The organism is Undibacterium sp. RuTC16W (genome assembly GCF_049339445.1).
Taxonomy (GTDB): Bacteria; Pseudomonadota; Gammaproteobacteria; order Burkholderiales; family Burkholderiaceae_D; genus Undibacterium.
Genome location: NZ_JBMPPE010000012.1, coordinates 13,161 through 33,211 on the forward strand (window position 1 = coordinate 13,161; position 20,051 = coordinate 33,211).

General features: G+C 48.5%; 16 protein-coding genes. 15 read left to right on the forward strand and 1 reads right to left on the reverse strand.

Annotated elements, in window-relative coordinates:
* Window positions 1–40: 40 nt before the first annotated feature.
* From ACO0K4_RS18080 to ACO0K4_RS18105, 6 genes are all read left to right on the forward strand, one after another.
* Window positions 41–2,395: a TonB-dependent siderophore receptor gene (locus ACO0K4_RS18080; protein ID WP_422958072.1), complete on the forward strand. Its 2,355-nt coding sequence runs from the start codon at window positions 41–43 to the stop codon at window positions 2,393–2,395.
* A gap of 10 nt (window positions 2,396–2,405) precedes the next feature.
* Entirely contained in the window at window positions 2,406–4,112 is a 1,707-nt protein-coding gene (locus ACO0K4_RS18085; protein WP_422958073.1) for an ABC transporter ATP-binding protein/permease, read from the forward strand.
* Between the two features lie 38 nt (window positions 4,113–4,150).
* On the forward strand, window positions 4,151–4,477 hold the full coding sequence (locus tag ACO0K4_RS18090) for a thioredoxin family protein (protein WP_422958074.1): 327 nt from the start codon (window positions 4,151–4,153) through the stop codon (window positions 4,475–4,477).
* Window positions 4,478–4,507: 30 nt separating this feature from the next.
* Window positions 4,508–5,470 (forward strand): hypothetical protein, encoded by a 963-nt coding sequence (locus ACO0K4_RS18095; protein WP_422958075.1) that lies wholly within the window; start codon window positions 4,508–4,510, stop codon window positions 5,468–5,470.
* 9 nt (window positions 5,471–5,479) lie between these two features.
* The gene (locus tag ACO0K4_RS18100) at window positions 5,480–7,435 is read left to right on the forward strand and encodes a S9 family peptidase (RefSeq protein WP_422958076.1); all 1,956 of its coding nucleotides are present in this window, start codon (window positions 5,480–5,482) and stop codon (window positions 7,433–7,435) included.
* Between the two features lie 830 nt (window positions 7,436–8,265).
* Window positions 8,266–8,943, forward strand: coding sequence for a response regulator (locus tag ACO0K4_RS18105; RefSeq protein ID WP_422958077.1), 678 nt, complete (start codon window positions 8,266–8,268; stop codon window positions 8,941–8,943).
* A gap of 1 nt (window position 8,944) precedes the next feature.
* Here the strand turns inward: ACO0K4_RS18105 and ACO0K4_RS18110 are convergent, their stop codons facing one another.
* The gene (locus ACO0K4_RS18110; protein ID WP_422958078.1) at window positions 8,945–11,317 is read right to left on the reverse strand and encodes an ATP-binding protein; all 2,373 of its coding nucleotides are present in this window, start codon (window positions 11,315–11,317) and stop codon (window positions 8,945–8,947) included.
* 626 nt (window positions 11,318–11,943) lie between these two features.
* Between ACO0K4_RS18110 and ACO0K4_RS18115 the strand changes: the two genes are divergently transcribed.
* The 9 genes from ACO0K4_RS18115 to ACO0K4_RS18155 all read left to right on the forward strand — a co-directional run bounded on the left by ACO0K4_RS18115 (window position 11,944) and on the right by ACO0K4_RS18155 (window position 19,958).
* Window positions 11,944–12,576, forward strand: a complete 633-nt coding sequence (locus tag ACO0K4_RS18115) for an NAD(P)-dependent oxidoreductase (protein WP_422958079.1) — start codon at window positions 11,944–11,946, stop codon at window positions 12,574–12,576.
* A 302-nt stretch (window positions 12,577–12,878) separates the two neighbouring features.
* Window positions 12,879–13,652, forward strand: a complete 774-nt coding sequence (locus tag ACO0K4_RS18120; RefSeq protein WP_422958080.1) for a hypothetical protein — start codon at window positions 12,879–12,881, stop codon at window positions 13,650–13,652.
* A 96-nt stretch (window positions 13,653–13,748) separates the two neighbouring features.
* On the forward strand, window positions 13,749–14,642 hold the full coding sequence (locus tag ACO0K4_RS18125) for a hypothetical protein (protein WP_422958081.1): 894 nt from the start codon (window positions 13,749–13,751) through the stop codon (window positions 14,640–14,642).
* A 92-nt stretch (window positions 14,643–14,734) separates the two neighbouring features.
* Complete coding sequence (locus ACO0K4_RS18130) at window positions 14,735–15,394, forward strand: hypothetical protein (protein ID WP_422958082.1); 660 nt, start codon at window positions 14,735–14,737, stop codon at window positions 15,392–15,394.
* Between the two features lie 2 nt (window positions 15,395–15,396).
* A complete protein-coding gene (locus tag ACO0K4_RS18135) occupies window positions 15,397–15,942 on the forward strand; it encodes a GTP-binding protein (RefSeq protein ID WP_422958083.1) in 546 nt (181 codons plus the stop codon).
* Entirely contained in the window at window positions 15,932–16,315 is a 384-nt protein-coding gene (locus tag ACO0K4_RS18140) for a roadblock/LC7 domain-containing protein (RefSeq protein WP_422958084.1), read from the forward strand. Before ACO0K4_RS18135 ends, ACO0K4_RS18140 begins: the two co-directional genes overlap by 11 nt.
* 96 nt (window positions 16,316–16,411) lie before the next feature.
* Window positions 16,412–16,771 carry a hypothetical protein gene (locus tag ACO0K4_RS18145; protein ID WP_422958085.1) on the forward strand — a complete coding sequence of 120 codons (360 nt, stop codon included), beginning with the start codon at window positions 16,412–16,414 and terminating at the stop codon, window positions 16,769–16,771.
* A gap of 233 nt (window positions 16,772–17,004) precedes the next feature.
* On the forward strand, window positions 17,005–17,889 hold the full coding sequence (locus ACO0K4_RS18150; RefSeq protein ID WP_422958086.1) for a type IV pili methyl-accepting chemotaxis transducer N-terminal domain-containing protein: 885 nt from the start codon (window positions 17,005–17,007) through the stop codon (window positions 17,887–17,889).
* Between the two features lie 452 nt (window positions 17,890–18,341).
* On the forward strand, window positions 18,342–19,958 hold the full coding sequence (locus tag ACO0K4_RS18155; protein ID WP_422958087.1) for a methyl-accepting chemotaxis protein: 1,617 nt from the start codon (window positions 18,342–18,344) through the stop codon (window positions 19,956–19,958).
* Window positions 19,959–20,051: the final 93 nt, after the last annotated feature.

Sequence of the window (20,051 nt, forward strand, 5' to 3'; positions counted from 1 at the left end):
CGGCACTAAAGCCGCCAACAATTCGTTTCGGGAGAGGTCAGTGAAAAAATCCAAAAGAAGTTTTCGGTTCATGAAGTTGACGGCTGGCACCATGGCATTGTTGCTATCAATGACAGTTCATGCCAATCCGCAGAGTTTCAATATTCAGCCCAGTGATTTAAAAACGGCAATAGATGCTTATATCGCATTGACAGGCCAGCAAATTGTTTACAAAAGTGCGGATCTTAAAGGTCGCGCGAGCAAAGGTGCGCAGGGGGCCATGAATCATCAGCAGGCCTTGGAGCATTTGCTGGAGGGAACAGACCTGCAGCTACGACGAGACATCAGCGGTGCCATCGTCATCTTTCGCTCGGAAGTGATGGACAAGTCAGTCGACTTGGATGTGACTCCAGAGCCAATGGCACAAGTTGTTGTGCTGGGCAAGGCTTTATCCCACTTATCGGAGTTGGCTCGCACCGGTACGCGTACCGATGCTGATCCAATGACGCTGCCCTTGGCCGTTACTACGGTCAGCAACGAGCTGATCAAGCAGCAGCAGGCGTTCACGCTGCGCGACGCCGTCGCCAACGTGGCCGGCGTCAGCGAATTGAATGGCGATGGTTCGTTCTCCATGCGCGGTTTCGCCGCTGGCGTCATGCGAAACGGGAATCTATCGGTGAGTGGTGTTAGCTATGACCCTCCGATCATGGCGGTGGAGAAGATCGAAGTGGTCAAAGGACCAGAGGCCATTATCGCCGGGGTGACCACTGGTTATGGCGGGCTCATCAACGTCATTACCAAGACGCCGCAGGTAGCACCGATCACGGAATTAGCCAGCACAGTGGGTAGTCACGGCTACGCGGACGTAGAGATCGATATCGGACGAGCATTGACTCAGGACAAGCGCTGGCTGGCACGGCTGGTGGCGACTGAGGCACGTTCAGGCGACACTATGGTCGGTTACAAGGGTCCCGGCAAGACGTACATCTCGCCCTCCCTCACCTGGCGCGACAAGCAAATCGGCACCGAGATCACCACGCAATACGAATACCAGGCTGGACGGATCGCACCACCTCTTGAAACCTTCGCTTTCGGTGGTGCACTGAACGCCAGTCTGCCTCTGTACCGCTACGGTCCCGCCGAGAACGGAACCGAGATAAAGGGTAAGGTGGCTACGGTATCTTTCAAACAGCGGTTGGGCGAGAACTGGACGCTGTCCGGCCAATACACGGCAGATCGGCAACGCCGCGACGCGGTGAGGGACTTCACTGGACTGGGCACTGTCTTCGGCTTGCCTGCTCCCGAAGTCTTCTCTTTCCACTTGCGCAATGGCAGCGTCATCGATACCCGAACCGCTAAGCTTGAGTTGCGCGGTGCCATCGATACCGGACCTGTGGAACACAAGTTGTTGTTCGCCTTTGACAATATGTCCAACCATATCACCCAATACAACCAGTCTCTGGCGCTCAGGAAAGTAAACATGGCGACGGCACGGGTTACTGATATCACCGACGAGTTCGGCCCAATGCTGGGCGTACCCGGGCCGGAGTTGAACGCGGGACTAGCGCCGAAAGAACAGGGTGCACTGGTCTTGGATCAAATTTCTTGGAAGCAATGGGTGGCTTTGTTGGGGCTTCGCCAGATCACCTACAATCCGGACCAGAACTCCATGGATGTGCTAGGTGAGCTGATGCAGTTGCTGCCGTCATTGGGAATCGTGTACCGGTTTGACGATGAGCATTCTTTCTATGGCAACGTCTCGAAGGGTTTTGTACCGAACTTTGGCATCACCAGCTTCGGTGGCAATCCCGTACCCCCAGAGAACGCCCAGCAATACGAGATCGGTTTCAAAGCCATGTCGCTCAACCGACGAGTCGCCACTACCATTTCGCTGTTCGATATCCGCCAAAAGAACGTGGCGGTCACCGATCCTTTCCATAGCGAAATCGACTGTGGTGGCATGCCCTGCTATATCTCAGTGCCGGGCGTGCGCTCGCGCGGCGCGGAGGTGGAAGTATCAGGTGAACTGACCAGGCAATTTGGCTTGCGAGCCTCCTACAGCTATAACACCAAAGATACCGGGACGACGGATCAGGCCAACGTTCCATATGCCCGCCACGAGGGCAATTTGTGGGCCATCTACAAATTCAGCGATGAGCAATTAGGGCAATGGTGGCTAGGCGCTGGCGCTAATGCTCGTAGTATGCGCAATGAAGATCAACTCTTTGCGCACAACCCAGGTCAGGTTCGCGCCGATCTCAGCGCAGGTTACGACAACCGGAACTGGTCAGCAATCGCTGGGGTGAAAAATGTAGCGGATAAGCGCCTCTACACCATTAGCTCAGGTGTCCAGGGCGCGGCCGCGGTCGTTCAACCACGTGAACTGTATTTAACGCTCCGCTACAAATTCGACTAATCGGACGACAATGAAAAAAGAAACGAAACTGCCACCGAATGAGGTGATGCGGCTACTTCGACCATACTGGACCGAACCGGGAGGCAAGGCTGGCTTCGTGGCGCTGATTCTGTTACTGGCGGCCGTCCTCGGCGGCGCTGGCATGGGGGCCTGGTATTCCGGCTTCATCAAGGATTTTTACGACGCCTTGGAAAAGCGCAATGCCCCCGATTTCTGGAAGCTGTCTGCCGTCCTACTAAGCGTAACCGCGGCCATGGCCGTGGTCTCTACATTTGACACATGGTTACGTCAATGGCTTCAAATCCGTTGGCGTAGGGGGCTGACGGATTTCTTCGTCAAACGCTGGCTGACCGACAACGCCTATTATCGAATCGAGCGGCGCCAGAGTGCGGACAACCCCGACCAACGGATTGCCGAGGACGTAAAAATATTTGTTGAACAAACAATGACACTCGGGCTGTCTTTCTTAGGTACCGCCGGCACTGTGGTGTTCATGGGTGTTGTTTTGTGGCAGGCCGCGACACCGTTCGTTGTTGCGGGTATCAGTATTCCGGGATATTTGTTTTGGATCGCCGTGCTGTTTGGCGCGTTTCAGGTGGGAGCCGTTCATTGGGCCGGCCATCGTTTGGCATCGCTCACTATGAAACAGCAGGAGGCGGAGGCGGACTTCCGTTTCGCGATGATTCAGCAACGGGAAGCAGCCGAACAGATCGCGTTTTATCAGGGCGCGGCGGTAGAGCGTCAACGTCTTGTGCATTTCTTCGACCTGATCGGACTGAACTGGTCTCACCTGATGTCCAACTTCGTGCGCATGAATTTCGTCTCGCAGGCCTTGACCACTGTCGGCAGTTTGATTCCCATGTACGCGTTGGCACCCAAGCTGTTCGCCGGCGAAGTCACTATCGGCACGCTGATGCAATCACAAGGTGCCTTCCTGTCGGTGTCCATGTCGGTCGCCTGGTTCGCTAGCAGTTATACCCAATTGATCACGTGGTCCGCGGTGACGCGGCGTCTGATCGGCTTGAATCGGAGTATCGATGAACCGGAAGTGAGCGGCGTCACCGTGAGCAGTGGCGTGCAGTTGGAAATGCAGATCAGTTCCTTAACACTGGAACTACCGAAGGGAAACAAGCTGGCAGCAATCGGCAACTGGACGCTGGCACGCGGCGAGCGCTGGCTGGTGCGCGGGTCATCGGGTGTCGGTAAAAGCACCTTGTTGCGAGCCGCTGCAGGGATCTGGCCATATGGCAGCGGTACCGTGGTGGTACCCGCGAACGCGAAGATGATGTTCTTGCCTCAAAAGATCTATATTCCGACTGGTCCGCTGAAAGAGGCGCTGTGCTACCCAGCGTCTGTCGATACCTTTGACGACAGCATTTGCGAACAATGTTTGGTCGCCTGCCACTTGCCGCATCTGGTGGACGAGCTGCACTCGGTGTCACGTTGGAACCACCGCCTGTCTGGTGGTGAGCAGCAGCGCATTGCTTTTACGCGCGTGCTGCTGGCAAGACCCGACTTTCTGTTCATGGATGAGGCCACCAGTGCGCTCGACAATGCGACCGAGGCAGCCCTGTATGAGCTAATTCACAGCAGCTTGCCAAACACCGCCATAGTTAGTGTGGCGCATAACGTGACACTAGAACGCTTTCACGACTATGTTCTTGACCTTAAGGTTGGTGAAGCCGCACAACAGTCTATGTTGAAAATAGCGGCGTAATGATTGCGACCCTAATAAATTATTAAAGAGAATCCAAAATGACCAAGCAAATAATCGTTGTGAATCAAGAAAACTATGAGAAGGAAGTTGTGCAGAGTCAAGTGCCTGTATTGATCGATTTCTGGGCACCGTGGTGTGGTCCATGCATGAGCCTGATGCCGGTGCTGGAGGCACTTGCACCCATGTATGAAGGACGATTAAAAATAGTGAAGATCAACGCCGACGAAAACAATCAGTTGATTGAACAATTCGGTGTGCGGGGGCTGCCGCAAATGTTTATTCTGAAAGGCGGGGTGAGAATGGGGCAGCCAAAAGAACGGTCACGCACCCGGCTCTCGATTGAGCTGGATACGTTGCTCGACTAAACCTTCTTCACTATTTTCAAGGACTTTTATATGACTATCTCTGCGTTCCATGGCGATCCTGCCTTGAAAGCCGAACTCATTAACCCACTGCGCGCACGTTGGGCCGCCAATGAATTGCTACCCGCTTCGATCCTGAAATGGATGCCGGAGGAGCGCATCTATTCCCTGTGTGGTGCCATGGTCGAAAGCCAAGACAAGGATGTATTCCAACAACGCACCGGCATCCCGCTTGAATTGGCGATGCTGAGCGAAGCACTGATTTCCGCCAGCATCGAGGTGACGGGAGATCCATCCAATCCACTCGGATTCATCATACGTGGCGACAACGTCATTCTTGCCTTCGGCATGGAATGGCTAGACGCCGTGCGCCCCGGTGCGGATCTGACTGACGTTGTGCCGCGCTACGCGGTGCAATTGCTACAATCCATGCTGCGTCCAGATTTCGTGCTGTCCGAGCACATCGAGCCAGCGCTCGCCGCCGTGGCGGCTCGCTTGCTCGATCTGTGGCAGCGGGAACTCGCCGGGCAGAGCGTCGACGCACAGGAGTGGCGCGCGGTGCGCGCTGCAGCATTACAAGTGTCAGAAGCTTACGAAACGCCTTGGGGTTTTCCTATTACTATGTTCGTCGAGTCGATGGGCTGGCCGATCCGCTCCATCGCAGGTGAATTCGTGGGTCTGTTCCAACCGCTGGCACAAACCTGGTTGAACTATCTCCGACTACCATTTTTCGAAGAGCAAGACCGTGCAGATCAAACCCTGTCCATGATCGGTTGGCACCGGCTATGGCTAGCGGAACGCGAGGGCGAACTGGACGAAGCAGCAATGAACTCATTCTTCGACGACATGCCGGACATCAACCGCGCGATGCACGCGCTCGGCGACGCCGATACCCGTGAGCGCCTGCGTGCGGCGCGTGTCAGTGCCAATGTGGTGACGACGCCAATGATAAGGCAGCAGATGGATTTGTTGCTGAAATTGATTGCAAGCGCTTGAGGAGCCGTGATGATAATGACAGAAACAACACTGATTCCGCGCGCCACCCTGTTTGGCAATCCTGAACGTGCTGGCTGCGACATCAGCCCTTGCGGTCGCTGGCTGGGATTTGTCGCGCCGCTTGATGGCGTGATGAACCTGTGGGTGTGCGAGTGCGGCGACGATCTTCAACAATCGCTGACAAACGCGCGCCCGATTACTAAAGATAATCGTCGCGGCATTTACAGTTTCTCGTGGGCCTATGACGGCATTCACCTGCTGTATCACCAGGACAGCAATGGTGACGAGAACGATCACCTGTTCGCGGTGACAGTATCTGGCGGTGCCGCACGCGACCTGACACCGTTTGACGGTGCAAAGGCAGAGCTACAGAAAATCAGCCGCAAACAACGTGACGCCGTGCTGGTCACGATCAACCAGCGCGATCCGCGTTTCTCAGACCTGTTCCGGGTTGAACTGGATAGCGGCAAACTCACACTTGTTCGTGAAAACCCCGGATTCTTCGCCTTCATTACCGATGATGATTACCAGGTACGCTTAGCGTTTTCCCCACAGAACGACGGCGGTCGCGCACTGCTGCGGCCGGACGGTGATAGTTGGCAGCCCTGGTGGACCATTACGGACGAAGATTCAGCCAACAGTTGGCCGCAGGCTTTAAGTACCGATGGCAAAACCATGTACATGGTCGACAGCCAGGGCCGCGATACTGCGGCATTAGTCAGTTGTGAACTGGATGACCCTGTCGCGGTTCCGACTGTCATCGCGGTGCATCCAAAGGCTGATATAACCGGCATGTGGCCCGATAACGACAGCAACCGGCCGCTGGCCTGGATTGCGACTTACGAGAGGCGGGAGATTCACCTGTTGGACGATAGCCTGAGGGCAGACGTGGCGTTCTTGGACAGCCAGGGACTGGGTGAATGGACAATGACCAGTCGCACCGAGGATGACAAACTGTGGCTGGTAGGCGCATACACAGATCGCAGTCCCTCGAGTTTCTACTTCTACAAACGGGCGCAGAAAAAACTCATCAAGCTCTATGATGTACGGCCGGCGCTGAGGGGCGCACCACTGACGCGCATGCAGCACACCACCATCGAGACGCGTGATGGACTAGACATGACTAGCTACCTGAGCTTGCCGGTACACGCTGACCACATTGATACACCGCTGACAAGCACTACACCGTTGCCGCTAGTGCTGCTGGTACACGGCGGCCCGCATGCCCGCGATAACTGGGGTTACAACTCGGAGCATCAGTGGCTGGCCAATCGCGGCTACGCGGTATTGAGTGTGAACTTTCGCGCCTCGACCGGGTTTGGTAAAGCGTTTGTCGCTGCCGGTGACGGGCAATGGGGTGCCAGGATGGACGATGACCTGGTTGATGCAGCTCGTTGGGCAATCGCCAAAGGTATTGCCGATGAACAGCGTATCTGCATTATGGGTGCCAGCTATGGCGGCTACGCCACGTTGTGGGGCATGAGCGCGCACCCCGAGTTGTATGCCTGCGGTGTCGACATTGTCGGCCCATCCAATCTGGAAACACTGGTCGAGTCAATCCCTCCATATTGGGAGGCGGCTAAGTCGCAGTTGTTTCGTATGTTGGGTGACGGTGACACCAAAGTTGGTCGAAAATTGATGAAAGAACGTTCGCCTGTTTATCATGCCGCGCAGATCGCCAAACCATTGCTGATCGGCCAAGGTGCCAACGATCCGCGCGTGAAGCAGGCTGAGAGCGATCAGATGGTTGCCGCCATGAAGCACAACGGCGTACCGGTTACTTATGTACTTTATCCAGACGAAGGACATGGTTTTCAGCGTCCGTCCAATTCGATCAGTTTCAAGGCTATTACCGAGCAGTTCCTGGCGAAGTTCCTAGGTGGGCGCTGTGAGCCGCTATCCGTTGGCGAGGTGGAAGGCAGCACTGCGGTGATGGTGGAAAACGGCCATCAATCTGAAGAATAAGGTCATGACGATTGTGACCCCTTGCACAGCGTCATTATGAGTTAAACGATGGCGCAGATATTCAAGTTGCTTAAGCGTGGCTGCAAGTAGAAGGTTACTTAGATATCACCAATTGGGAGTTTCTAGAAATCCTTTAATCGAGAGGCTAAACGAAATTAGCAAGTTCGACTCAGCAATAAGTCGGTATTGCGAGATTTCGACACTTTGCAATAATCATGAAGCGATACGTTTGAGTATAGATTTCCTAGAAGCTCACATTGAGGATGCTCCAGAGTTATCCACGATGAGCACAGTGCTCGGTATGAACGGTGGACCTATTGTGAAGGACTTGTATACGCCTTTACCGACAAGCACCTGCAATCAAAGACCGGAAAACGTGCACACATGACAGTAGCGCAAAGTAGCGAAACCCAAACTGATGAAGGTTATAACACTCTCGATTTTTCTTCTTCATCTATTTTTATCGCTACCAATCAACATCAAAAAAATCGGCTGAACCTCGTTCCAAAAAATTGAGTGATGTGGATATCCACAATATCAAATGAGTAAAGGTTAAAACATGCTTCTGATGCTATAAAAAATAACTCAACAAGAGACAAATCAAGACACATTCAAAGAATGCTTAATATGAATCTATTGGATTTATATTTGATTCATTTCCTCGGTTTTCAGAGAAAGTCTTGACAAAAAATTACTTTGATATTGACAAGTAAATTCGCATTTATGTAGCTTATTTTACTAAATCCGTAAGTGACTGGCCAAGCAATCGAGTATGGTTGAACGACAAACCACGGCTCATTCCTTAGTATTTGTGAACCTAGGAACATACTGTGACCGAGACACCCATTTTAAATATACTTGTGCTGGATGATCAGGGACTGGTACGTGCGGGGATGACGGAATTGATTAGGATATCCGAGCCTCGTGCCAAGGTTTTTGAGGCATCCAATTATGCGATGACCATTGCCCTGCTTGACAAGCACTATTTCCAATTCGCCTTCTTGGATTTCGATCTGAAGGCCGAATTCAGCGGACTTGATGTACTCAAATATCTGCATGAACAGGAGATGGACACCCGTGCAGTTATGTTGTCTGGTTGCCTTGAGCAAGATGTTGTATTTCAATGTTTGAATGCTGGTGCGTGTGGATATATCCCGAAAGACATGAGTAATAACGGTGTTTTTCGAAGTGCACTTGATACGGTACTGCAAGGAGGTATTTTTTTGCCGGAACCTATTGCTGGGTTTAACATCTATTCCAACAAATTATTCCCATCACTCACTGACCCTTCGCCGGAATCTCTAGGTATAAACGGACGATGTCTCGAAGTTCTTGTCTATCTTTGTCAGGGCTTATCGAATAAAGCAATCGCACGAAAAATGTGTGTCGAAGAGGGAACTATCAGAAAAGACTATGTACCGAAATTATTTCGAGTGTTTAAGGTAACGCGACGCACAGAACTTTTATTTGAAGTATCTAAACGTCGTATTAAGCTTCCTAAGCTGTAGTTCAATTTTGTGCAGTCAGACACAGTTGACGAATTTTGTTGAGCAACGCATTTGGGTCAGCCGGTTTGAACAGGATATGGGCCGATATGTTTTTTCGAACAGCATCAAAATTGTCGCTTTTTCCAGTAAGCACGATGGTAGGAATATGTCGTTCAAATTCTGCATAGGCTGCCTTGAGTACATCGCTGGCCGAATAATTCTCAGAAAGAGAAAAATCAGTTAAGATAAGATCTGGCATGCGCTCCAGTGTGGACAATTTCTTTGTCAGCGCCTCAAAGGATTTTGCTGTTTCATACAAAATGCCATATTCCTGGAACAGCGCTTCAGTCGACATTCGTACCAAAAGATCGTCCTCGACCAGCAAGACGTATAAACCCGACAGATCCGCCGCCATCGTATTGACTGAAGTCAGTTGTTGCGTCTGAATAGGAGTAAGCCCTGGTGCTCTTGGAACTGAGATGGAAAATCGCGTACCTTTGCCTTCTGTCGAACGCATACGAATACGGTGATCCTCCAGCAAAAGAAAAATTGACTGGACGATAGATAATCCAAGACCCTGACCTTTTTCTCTATCGTGCTCCAGATTATGTATTTGGTAAAACGGACGGAAGATATTTTTTTGTTCGTTGTGGGGAATGCCAATGCCGTTATCAATGATGTCGATGCGGTACCGGTCTGGTAATGAGATGACGCTGATGATGACGCATCGATACTGGCCTTTAGCCGGATCTGCGTACTTGATGGCATTCGTCAATAAATTGTCTATGACACGTTGCAGAAGATGCCGGTCGCTATGTGCGAACATATTTTTTTCTGCCTTGAATCGCGTACGGAGCTGTACGCCGTGTTCAGCAGCCGTGGGCATCAACGGAATGCAGATATCATTGATCAATTCAATCAGGTTAAACGACACATAGTCGGCCTCCATCAGGCCACTCTCAAGTCGCGATATTTCCAGCACAGAATCAAAGGACTTGCGCATGATCTGTGTGGCGGATTGCGTCAGATGTATCAGTGCCTGAGCTTTCACCTTATCTTCTCTGGCATTGGCGTGCTTAGCCGCTTCCAGCAAATTTCCAATTGCTTGCAAGGGCTGACGTAAATCGTGTGCGGCATCTGCCATGAACTTGGATTTGTCCAGATTTTGCCGGATCGCCAATTTACGCAATTTTTCTTTGGACCGTAGCAAAATAATGCCAATCACCACGATCATGATCAGGAGCAAAGCGCCAAAGGCACGTTGCAAATTCTTAATCTTGATTTCTTCATTTTGCAGCCGGTTCTGTTGTTCCAGTAAGCTGATTTGCTTTTGCCTCTCACTAGCGTCAAATTTTGCTTGCAATTCCGAGACGGCACGGTCACGGTCAGCCTGAAACATTTCTGCGCTCAGAGTGCGCTGCTCTTGCAAGGTCTTCACTGCCTCGCGGAACATACCGGCTTTTGTATATGCGTCAACGATCTGTCCTAGCGCCGCCTCCAGATTTGGTTTGAGTCCGGCTTGCCGCATGATGCCCAGACTGCGCTCAACCTCATCGTTGCCCAGCGCAGTGGCTCCCAGATTGATATGACATAAGCCAAGGGTCAATTCGGCATTTGCCAAAGGAATTTTATATTGTATCTTTTGCAGGATATTTTTTGCTCGTTGCGCATAGTCTGCACAGGTAGTGAAATGTCCTTGTTCAAGAGCCAGTCCGGCAAGGCTCCCAAGCGCAGTCGCCTCTTCAACGGGATCTGACGCCTTCTGCGAAGCAGACAGCGCTTCAGTATAAGCTTTAGTCGCTTCTGATTTTTCGCCCATGTTGGCATACGCATCGCCGCGGCTATTTGCCAGGGCGGCGATGATTCTTAAATTGTGATATCGCACGGCTAGTTCAAGTGCCTTCGCATTGTAATCTAGCGCGAGATGCGGATCCTTCAGATCCAAGTACAGGTTGCTGATCAAATACAGTGCGGTAGATCGCTTCGACAGGGTTTCATGATCATCGCCATCTAATGCGTTCATCGCAATAAACAGGTGTTGCAGTGCGGTTTGAAAGTCGCCAATATTTTCGTAGATAGTCCCTGCCAGCATATTGGAGCGAAACGTCAATTTCTTATCGTTCACTCGTCCAGCTATGTATAGCGTTTGTTTGATTGCTGCGATGGCGTCCTCTTGTTTGCCTTCGATTTGTAGCATTCTGGTCTGGTGATATAGCGCCAGCGCAATTGCAAGGTCATCGTGATATTGCAGGCCGAAGGCTCTGAGCGTCGTGTTGTTTTTTACAGCATCATCGACCTTCCCCACGGTGATCGACAGTTCAACCAGATAGGACAAGACGATGCGCCTGTCGTCCTGTGACGCATCGGGTGGAAGATGTTGTTGTAGCTCAAGCATTTGACTCAGGGCATTGAGCTGCTCGGTCTCAAAGAGCTGATATAGCCTCTTTGCCTGGCTTTGAACAGGAGATAACACAGGCTCCGCGGCAATAGAACAAAGGGGCAACAGGTAAAAAAATATAACGAACACACAACATGACGATCTGACGATGCACGTCAATAGTACAGAGCGTATTGCCCGCATCAGGATGAATGGAGTTGTGTTCTGCATGAGTTGATGTCGTTCGCTAAGTGATGATTCTGACGATGAACCACGCCAGGAGAAATAGCCAGAGCGATGACTCCATACCCGTTCACTCATCAGTAGTGGCATATTCCTGATCTCTTTGAGGATCAATTTGTATACAGGACGACGCAAAATAACAAGTTGCTAACGACCATGTGCAGGGAGTTTCTAAAAATCCTGTAATCGATATTTCATGAAACTGCTTACACCGCCCTAGCATTTTCTCTGTATCTCCGTGTTTCTGTGATGAGAGTTTGTAGTTTTTACCTGAGTCCTTACTGAAAACCTCTGTAACAGTATCTCAAATGGCGAATGAGAGGCTATCCGACATTTGTCGGATTGTGGGTTTTGACTGTATTTGGGACTATGCACAAAACAAATTCAGTATGCCATCAACAATGAAGAAAATTGTCCTTTTCGGAAGCGGATCGAAAACAGGTCGGGAGCTAATCAGACAGGCCTTATTGCGTGGACATTATGTCGTCGCCGTTACCAGCGATCCGAAGTGCATTGCTATGACGCATCCCAGGTTATATCTGGCACACGGAGAGATCGCTGATCCTCAATTTATCCGTACGGTCATCGGTGACTCGACTGCAGCGATCTTAGTGTCTGACGATTGTGAGGATGGTGTATCGGACAAGGTCCGCGCTGTCGAAGCGCAATGTATTGTTGAGGCACTTGTTTTGCAGGGTGTGCGTCGCTTAATCAGTAACTCAGCATGTGGAGCGAATAGTTATTTGGGTTTTTTCGCATTCTGGAAGCATTTTTTCTGGCCATCGGCAATGAGCAGATCTGCTGCGATACAGGTTGACCTGGTGGAGAAGGTGATTGTGAATTTTGGGCTGGACTGGACTATCTTGCGACACCCTCGGTTGACCGATAGTCTGCAGACTAGCCAATATTTTTTAACGACGATTCGCCTGCTTCAGCAGCGCTCTACACTGGCCCGTGCGGATTTGGCCGCAGCTATGCTCAATCAACTGAATTCCGATAAGTTTTTGTACCGGGCGCCCTATGTCTATGAATAGAGTCATGACGGGTTAAAAGCAATTAAATAAATGCGACATTATTTTTGCCTGAATCTGATGTCAACAAAATATACGGTATCGCGCTCTGGCTGATGTTTGATTGATGAGGGTATGCGATATACGCCATATGCAGCATAGGAGGAGCCGATTTCTTTTATGCGTTTCATCATATTGACAGACATCAAGGAGGAGAAGACTGATCGCACATTACTAACAATCATTCACACCAGGATCCAGGTGCATCACACAATGTAGTTGAATGCGTTGTCTGGATTTATTTTATAAAAATCAGGGAAATAATCATGAAAACATGGAAAGTAAAAAGTAGTAAAAAGATCGCAGCCACCTGTATGTCTGCACTGATCGCCAGTTCTTTGGTGGTGCCTAGTGCGCATGCGTATGATGAGCCGCAATTCGCTCTCAGTGGAATCTGGACACAAGCCAAACTATTAAAAGAATATATAGACTGGCGTTCTTCTGCAGGCTGGGGAACCATGGGCGCCGCTAACATATTAATAACTAAAATGTCGGGTGGAACGGATGGGCAAATGACGAAAGCTGTTTTCTCGGCCATATGTGGTACTGCTGCTTCCGGTTTGATGGCTAATTGGAAACCTCTATCCGAGCCCACTGCGGCATCTCATTTCAAAGCGATTGTCAAATCGGCCAGCATTGTCGGCGCATCGTCTACATGTGGATGGGTATCTCAATTTGCGTTTAATAAAATCAACCAAGAAATTCCGAACGCACAAAAATACTTGAATCAAAATGCTTCGCAAAGAGAAAAAAGTGATGTTGCCAACGATGCGGCGGATGCAAATAGCCATTTGCTAGAGATGGAAGCAGCTTTTAAAGCCTTGTCTCAAACAAGAGCTTCTATTGATTTCTATGGGAATAAAATGAATGCAAACAACTGCACTAATATCGCCAATATTAATTCGTTTGTATGCACAGATTCTAAACGTCTCCAGAATGAGGCCCGGGCGAATTTTGACACACTTATGGCTAAAATAAATTTCAGCGGTAGTAAGTTATGGGGTGACTTGTCGGGAATAAATGCAGAAATCCATTCTTGATGGTTTGCAATGAGAATAGTTGCGAAATGAATGTTCTCTAACTACCTGGAGTTTCATCTAAGGGTGAAACTCTAATTTAAAAACCATATCGAGATAATGATGAAGACTTTTTTACAGTCACGTAAAGTACGCGGATTAATTATTCTAAGTGTGCTGGTATTGGTCGGATATGCTGTCTTTACGCCAGAAGCTGTTTTGCCTGTGACTAAGAATGTAGATACACCATTATTTGGAAACTCATCTGATCAAGAGCATCGTAACGCAAGTGGCTTAGGCATGTTTGCCTGGGGAGGAGTCGAGGTGCGTAAAAGTGATTACGCTAACCTAGATCCTAAACAGTTTGCATTAAAAGAAACCGCTTACGGCGGCCATCCTGCTTATAGTAAGGCTATGTACTATAAAGTTTGCGCAGATTATTTCGAAGCGAGCAAAGACACTGCTCAGGATCTAGAAGATCAACGACGATCAGATCCATCCGGGAAATCGGAAGACTTCGCCAGATGGCAACTCACAATAAAAGAACAGCAATGTAAAAATGTATCTAAGGCCGATCTGCAAAAAATCGATGCATTGATGCATGAAGCTGCAAAAGCAGGTGATATCTCAGCACAAAGCTATGAGCTCAATAAAACAGCGGCTAGCTTGATTGCTGTCTATCGTGCAAAGCTCAAAGAAAATCCGGATCAAATTCCCTTTGTCGGAGAAGAAGAAAAAAACCTGCTGGGCAGCGCCACGGCACTTGCCGAAAAAGGCGATAAAGAAGCGGCTTTTCTTGCTGCGAGGTTAACCGCCACTGACCGTTTCGGACAAAAAGACGTCACGACATCTGCGGCATGGGCTCTGGTCGGGATACAGCAAAAAGGAGAGCTCTTTAGCGCATCAAATCGCGTTTTCGAAGACGAACCGTATTCAGCACTGGCGACAGAGCAACGCCAGGTAGCAGCTCAACGAGCACAAGAGATATACAACCGGTGCTGTTATAAGCGCTGATCATTCGTCATCCATGAGTCAGTGAGAACCGCAACATCCAGAGGATCAAATTTTTGATTTTCCGGTCATCCAATTGAACAGAAATAGGTACCATGCCCTCAAGAAAAATGCTTTATTTCTGTTTTAAAGGTGTTGCTTGCAGAGAGGCTGAACTTTTTAAATCCTATGTTCGCGTATTGAATGTGAATTTAAAACACAAATGGGTGTACAGCGAGGTAACACCGGATCTGATCATTTATGGTGAGGCGGCAAGTGAAATTATTTTGCAAAAAAACCTGAGACTACCATATTCGCTTGTGTTGACTTCATGCGATATTCAAAGCGAACAGCACCTGCATCTGCCTTTAAATTCTGCTGCAATTGCTATTGCATTCAATCGTATTGGCACACTGATTAATGGTGTTGCCGAGGTTGGCAAGGTGGCTCCTTGGTCTGATTTAGATACTAGTCGGTGTTATCGCATGTTACGGTGGCCGCCTACTCATCTGCTCCGCTCCCGTGATCGTATGCGCCTGGCTACTGTGATGACCAGGCAGGCAATGTCGATCACTGCCTTGAATAAGAACTCTGGTGTGGATATAGCATTGTGCAAGTCATTTGTGTTTGATTTATATGAGTCGGGGATAGTAGTCGAGCAGTCGAATGACATGAGTGTAAAAGACTTCACCAGGCAGATAACTGCAAGCTCTGTGCAATCAGGAATTTTCTCGCGCATACGCAACAAACTTTCTCGATTGACGAAAGGTAACTGACGGTGGAATACAAAATATTGTTCACCGGTCCGATGGGGGCAGGTAAAACAACCGCCATTGGCGTGGTGAGTGAAGTACTCGCCTTGAGTACGGAAGTACAAAATACGGATGCCAGCGTTAAAAAAAACACGACTACCGTTGGGTTTGACTACGGAGAATTGACACTTGATAACGGTGACAAATTAAGACTGTACGGCACGCCCGGTCAACAAAGGTTTGATTTTATGTGGGAGATATTGGCACGCGGCGCTTTGGGATTAATTATTTTGATTGATAACCGCCGACCTGATCCTCTGTCTGATTTAGACATGTATTTAGATGGTTTTAAACGTTTGATTAGTGAGACGGCATGTGTTGTCGCCATTGGGCATATGGATGCACATCCGGAACCGGGGCTTGAGCGTTTTTCCGCACATCTCAATGCACGTGGTTTACTGTATCCGGTCCTGTCGACAGATGTTCGCGAGACGATGTATGTTGCGGAGTTATTGGATTTATTGATGCTTCAGCTGGAAGTAAGACAGGATGTGAATACGTATGATGATTAAACAGGAATTAAGGGATCGCGCAAAAATAGCCGCTGATTTTATTCATTTTCAGGCCAAAGGGATAAAGGCTGTTGTAATTTCCACTGAAGATGGTTTTGAGGTTGCTGCTCGTGTTGAGAATACGGCACAAATAACGCGCCTGTCTGCGATGGCTAGTTCGTTTGCTGCTTTGGGAGCTTTAGCCGGAGAAGAAAGCAATTTGGGCCAGTGTGACGATGTCATTGTAGAAGCGAGAGAGGGTGTCATATTGATACTCCAAATTCCCGGAGAGACAGCGACCTTGATCATGAGTGTTGTCGCTGGACGTGACGCTGTCGTGGGACAAGTTCTCTACTTCGCAAAACAGGCAGCGCGTACTTTGCAAAGAGTTTAATCCGTTTTTCTCTAGCCCTATTTTTCCTAACAGATGTCGTTTCTGGCGCCGCGTCGTTTGTTATTGTTTATCTGGCGTCGGTTTTTGGAGTTTTACATGGCTAATATTAATCAATCTGTACAGAATTTAGTGAGCATCGATGGTGCACTGTGCGCCGCTCTGGTGGATTCAGGCAGCGGCATGATTTTAGGGCAAGCAGGGTCGGGGGTAGATCTTGAAGTGGCAGCTGCGGGTAATACAGAAGTAGTGCGTGCCAAGCTAAAAACAATGCGGTCTTTGGAGCTGAACGATACGATTGAAGACATTCTGATCACGTTGGGTAAGCAGTATCACATTTTGCGTCCATTGGCTAAACACGATGGTTTGTTTTTGTATGTAGTGCTGGATAAAACTAAATCCAATCTGGCATTAGCGCGACGTAAAGTGTCCGACGTAGAAACTGCATTAGAGATGTAATACGCGTTGATTGTTTTAGTACGTACTGCACACTATATATGTCCGTTGCGATAGCGGGCATATAGTCATAAATAAATACTATTTACGGGAAAACTGATTTGAGTTGGAGGCACTGTCCTCATTTTTACAATGAGTACTTAGCAATTCCTGTCTGATTATTTAAGTCAAAGATTGCCCGGTTATCCGGAGGAACAAATTTGTGTGTCTTCCAGCAAGATTCATTGTCATACATCATGAAAAATTTCAACTATAAAAAGTCTGTCCCCCCCGTTTTCTTCAAGCGTCGTGGTATTTTTTCTTTGCCTCTCTTAGGCTTTCTGCCTGCGTTGGTATTCTCACAATCAGCACGTGCTGAGGTACTAGCGCTGTCTACTGCGATCAATCGTTCTGGGCGGATTCGTGCACTTTCGCAACGTCTTGCAAAAGCACACATCCAAATTGCACTTGGCGTTTTGCCCGGTAAAGCACAGGAAATCGTGATAACGGCTCAGGCCCTCATTCTGCGCAATCTCTCCGATCTAAAAACCGTACAAAGCTTCGCTCCTGTACTTCTTGCAAGAGTAGAAGCAGATTCTAAAACATTGATAAATGCGGTGAATCAGACGCCATCGAAAGCAAGTTCACTCGAAGTATCGGATCTATCTGATGTGTTACTTGCATCGGCAGAAAAATTAACTGCCGCATTTGAGGGGCAAGGAAAAAACAATTCTGCCAAGTTAATCAATACCGCAGGTCGGCAGCGAATGTTATCGCAACGCGTTTCAAAATTATATTTTCTATCAAGTGCCGGCCATAGCAATCCAACAGTAAAAAGGGAAATGGAAAACGCACGAGCTCAATTTAAGACTGGGCTGATGACATTGGCAAGTGCGCCGGTTACTACACCAAATATCAAAGCCTTTTTAGAGCTCGGTCGCACGCAATGGATGTTTATGGAAGATGCGCTAACCAAGCCAACTGACGCAGTTCAGATGCGTAACGTTGCAACCTCTAGCGAACGAGTTTTAGAGGTAATGAATGACTTGGCTGATGAATATGATCTTGCTTTAAAGGAGATACTTGGTTTGGCTAGCAACTCAACGACTCAATTCGCTATGTTGAATTTACGAAGCGTATGACGTGCATCTGAAATCGTCAATTACCTTTGATGAGCGCTGCACAGAACACAAGATATGCCTCCCAGTCAACATTCCGGCAATATGTTATGTGAACAAACAACATCACATTTCACTTACTTTAGATGAGGCGTACACAATTGTCAGATGTGATGCAAAAAAGAAATTTTTTGGCGAATATATTGACGCTTAAGTAGTAATTTTGATGCAAACGGGTTCGATAATTTTTGTTAAAAGGAGGGTTTTCATAAAAATTAAAGTACCATTTAAGCGTCGTTCGTCAATCCGATTAATGCATTGTTTTTACATTTCTTAAACTGATCATCAGATTATGTACTCAAATTAAAAATGAATAGCGTTCAGTAGAGCGCATTTTGTTAATGCCAGTGACGGGTGATTGATGAGGTAAAAGTTAATCTGTAGCTGACAATAATTGTTCAAAAATGGAGACCCAGATGAACATGTCAAATCTAAAAATTGCGGCCAGAATGGGACTTGGGTATGGCGCTATATTGTTAATTCTGGCGATCATCGCTGGAATTGGTATTAATGGTATGAGTCGCACGAATCAAGCCTTGCACCATATTGTCGATGTCAATATTTATAAAATGGATTTGCTGGAAAATATGTCAGGGTCTATCCATGTCGTTTCCAGAGTGATGAGAACGATTGCACTACTGGATGATCCGGTGATAGCGAGCATAGAAAGAAAGAAAATAGATGATGCTCGTGATAAGTACAACAAAGCTTTTGATGCATTAGAAAAAATGCCCTTGGATGACGCAGGTAAATCTTTGGTCGCTAAAATAAAAGAGGGCCAACTAGTAGCGCGTCCCTTAAACAATAAATTCATGGATCTTGCGAAAGAGGATAAAGCGGCAGCGACCCAATTTTTGTTGAAGGAGGCGGGACCAGCAACAAGCAAATGGCAAGAGGCCCTGCATGAGTTTATCGACTTGCAAAAGCAAAAAAATAAAAATGACGAAGAACAAGCGCAAGTAGCCTATAGCAGCGCCTTGTCGCTGATGCTCATCATGTCTGGATTAGCTATTGCCACTGGCGGGCTTGTGGCCTGGCTGAGTGCACGATCCATTACACGACCTATTATTGAAGCAGTGAAGATCGCTCAGACGGTCGCTTCCGGCGATTTAACCAGCCGTATTGTGGTGAATTCAACGGATGAATCCGGCCAGTTATTACAAGCATTAAAGGCGATGAACGATAGTTTGTTTCATATAGTGGGACAAGTTCGTAGCGGCACAGAGACCATAGCGACGGCATCCGGTCAAATTGCATCAGGTAATCTAGATTTATCATCCCGCACCGAAGAGCAAGCTAGTTCGCTCGAAGAAACTGCTTCCTCGATGGAGGAATTGACCAGCACCGTCACGCAAAATGCGGACAATGCACGGCAGGCTAACCAACTGGCAGCATCTGCATCAGACATCGCGATAAAAGGTGGGGTAGTCGTTTCACAGGTTGTTGATACGATGGGGGCTATTAATGAGTCGGCACGGAAAATTGTTGACATTATTAGTGTCATTGACGGTATCGCATTCCAGACCAATATTCTGGCCCTGAATGCCGCAGTGGAGGCTGCACGAGCTGGCGAGCAAGGCCGAGGTTTTGCAGTGGTGGCGTCGGAAGTCCGTAATCTTGCGCAGCGAAGTGCCGCCGCCGCTAAAGAAATCAAAATATTGATTGGTGATTCGGTTGAAAAAGTTGATGCGGGTAGTAAGCTGGTTGATCAGGCTGGAACGACGATGGAGGAAGTCGTTCAAAGTGTTCGACGCGTGAGTGATGTTGTCAGCGAAATTACCGCGGCAAGTCAGGAGCAAACAATTGGCATTGAGCAAATCAATCAGGCAATCGCGCAAATGGATGAAGTCACACAGCAAAACGCAGCTTTAGTGGAGGAGGCCGCCGCCGCTGCGGCATCACTTCAGGAACAAGCCGATAAATTGGCTCAAGTTGTCGGCGCTTTTAAAATCGACAGCTTGACTACAGCATTACCTGCCAGTGAAATAAAGAGAAAAACATCAACCTCAAATTTGCGTCTTATTGCAAAGTAAACTGCGCCACGATGGTTGATTTACTTTGCGTTTTACCTTTCATTAAGAATGTATTTCTCTTAGAGATGTTATTTTGTACGGTTAATATTTACA

Coding starts and splice junctions, on each gene's coding strand:
- ACO0K4_RS18085 (WP_422958073.1), top strand. CDS start 2,406: ATGAAAAAAGAAACGAAACTGCCACCGAATGAGGTGATGCGGCTACTT.
- ACO0K4_RS18150 (WP_422958086.1), top strand. CDS start 17,005: ATGAAAAATTTCAACTATAAAAAGTCTGTCCCCCCCGTTTTCTTCAAG.
- ACO0K4_RS18140 (WP_422958084.1), top strand. CDS start 15,932: ATGATGATTAAACAGGAATTAAGGGATCGCGCAAAAATAGCCGCTGAT.
- ACO0K4_RS18115 (WP_422958079.1), top strand. CDS start 11,944: ATGAAGAAAATTGTCCTTTTCGGAAGCGGATCGAAAACAGGTCGGGAG.
- ACO0K4_RS18155 (WP_422958087.1), top strand. CDS start 18,342: ATGAACATGTCAAATCTAAAAATTGCGGCCAGAATGGGACTTGGGTAT.
- ACO0K4_RS18100 (WP_422958076.1), top strand. CDS start 5,480: ATGATAATGACAGAAACAACACTGATTCCGCGCGCCACCCTGTTTGGC.
- ACO0K4_RS18125 (WP_422958081.1), top strand. CDS start 13,749: ATGATGAAGACTTTTTTACAGTCACGTAAAGTACGCGGATTAATTATT.
- ACO0K4_RS18145 (WP_422958085.1), top strand. CDS start 16,412: ATGGCTAATATTAATCAATCTGTACAGAATTTAGTGAGCATCGATGGT.
- ACO0K4_RS18110 (WP_422958078.1), bottom strand. CDS start 11,317: ATGCTTGAGCTACAACAACATCTTCCACCCGATGCGTCACAGGACGAC.
- ACO0K4_RS18120 (WP_422958080.1), top strand. CDS start 12,879: ATGAAAACATGGAAAGTAAAAAGTAGTAAAAAGATCGCAGCCACCTGT.
- ACO0K4_RS18130 (WP_422958082.1), top strand. CDS start 14,735: ATGCCCTCAAGAAAAATGCTTTATTTCTGTTTTAAAGGTGTTGCTTGC.
- ACO0K4_RS18095 (WP_422958075.1), top strand. CDS start 4,508: ATGACTATCTCTGCGTTCCATGGCGATCCTGCCTTGAAAGCCGAACTC.
- ACO0K4_RS18090 (WP_422958074.1), top strand. CDS start 4,151: ATGACCAAGCAAATAATCGTTGTGAATCAAGAAAACTATGAGAAGGAA.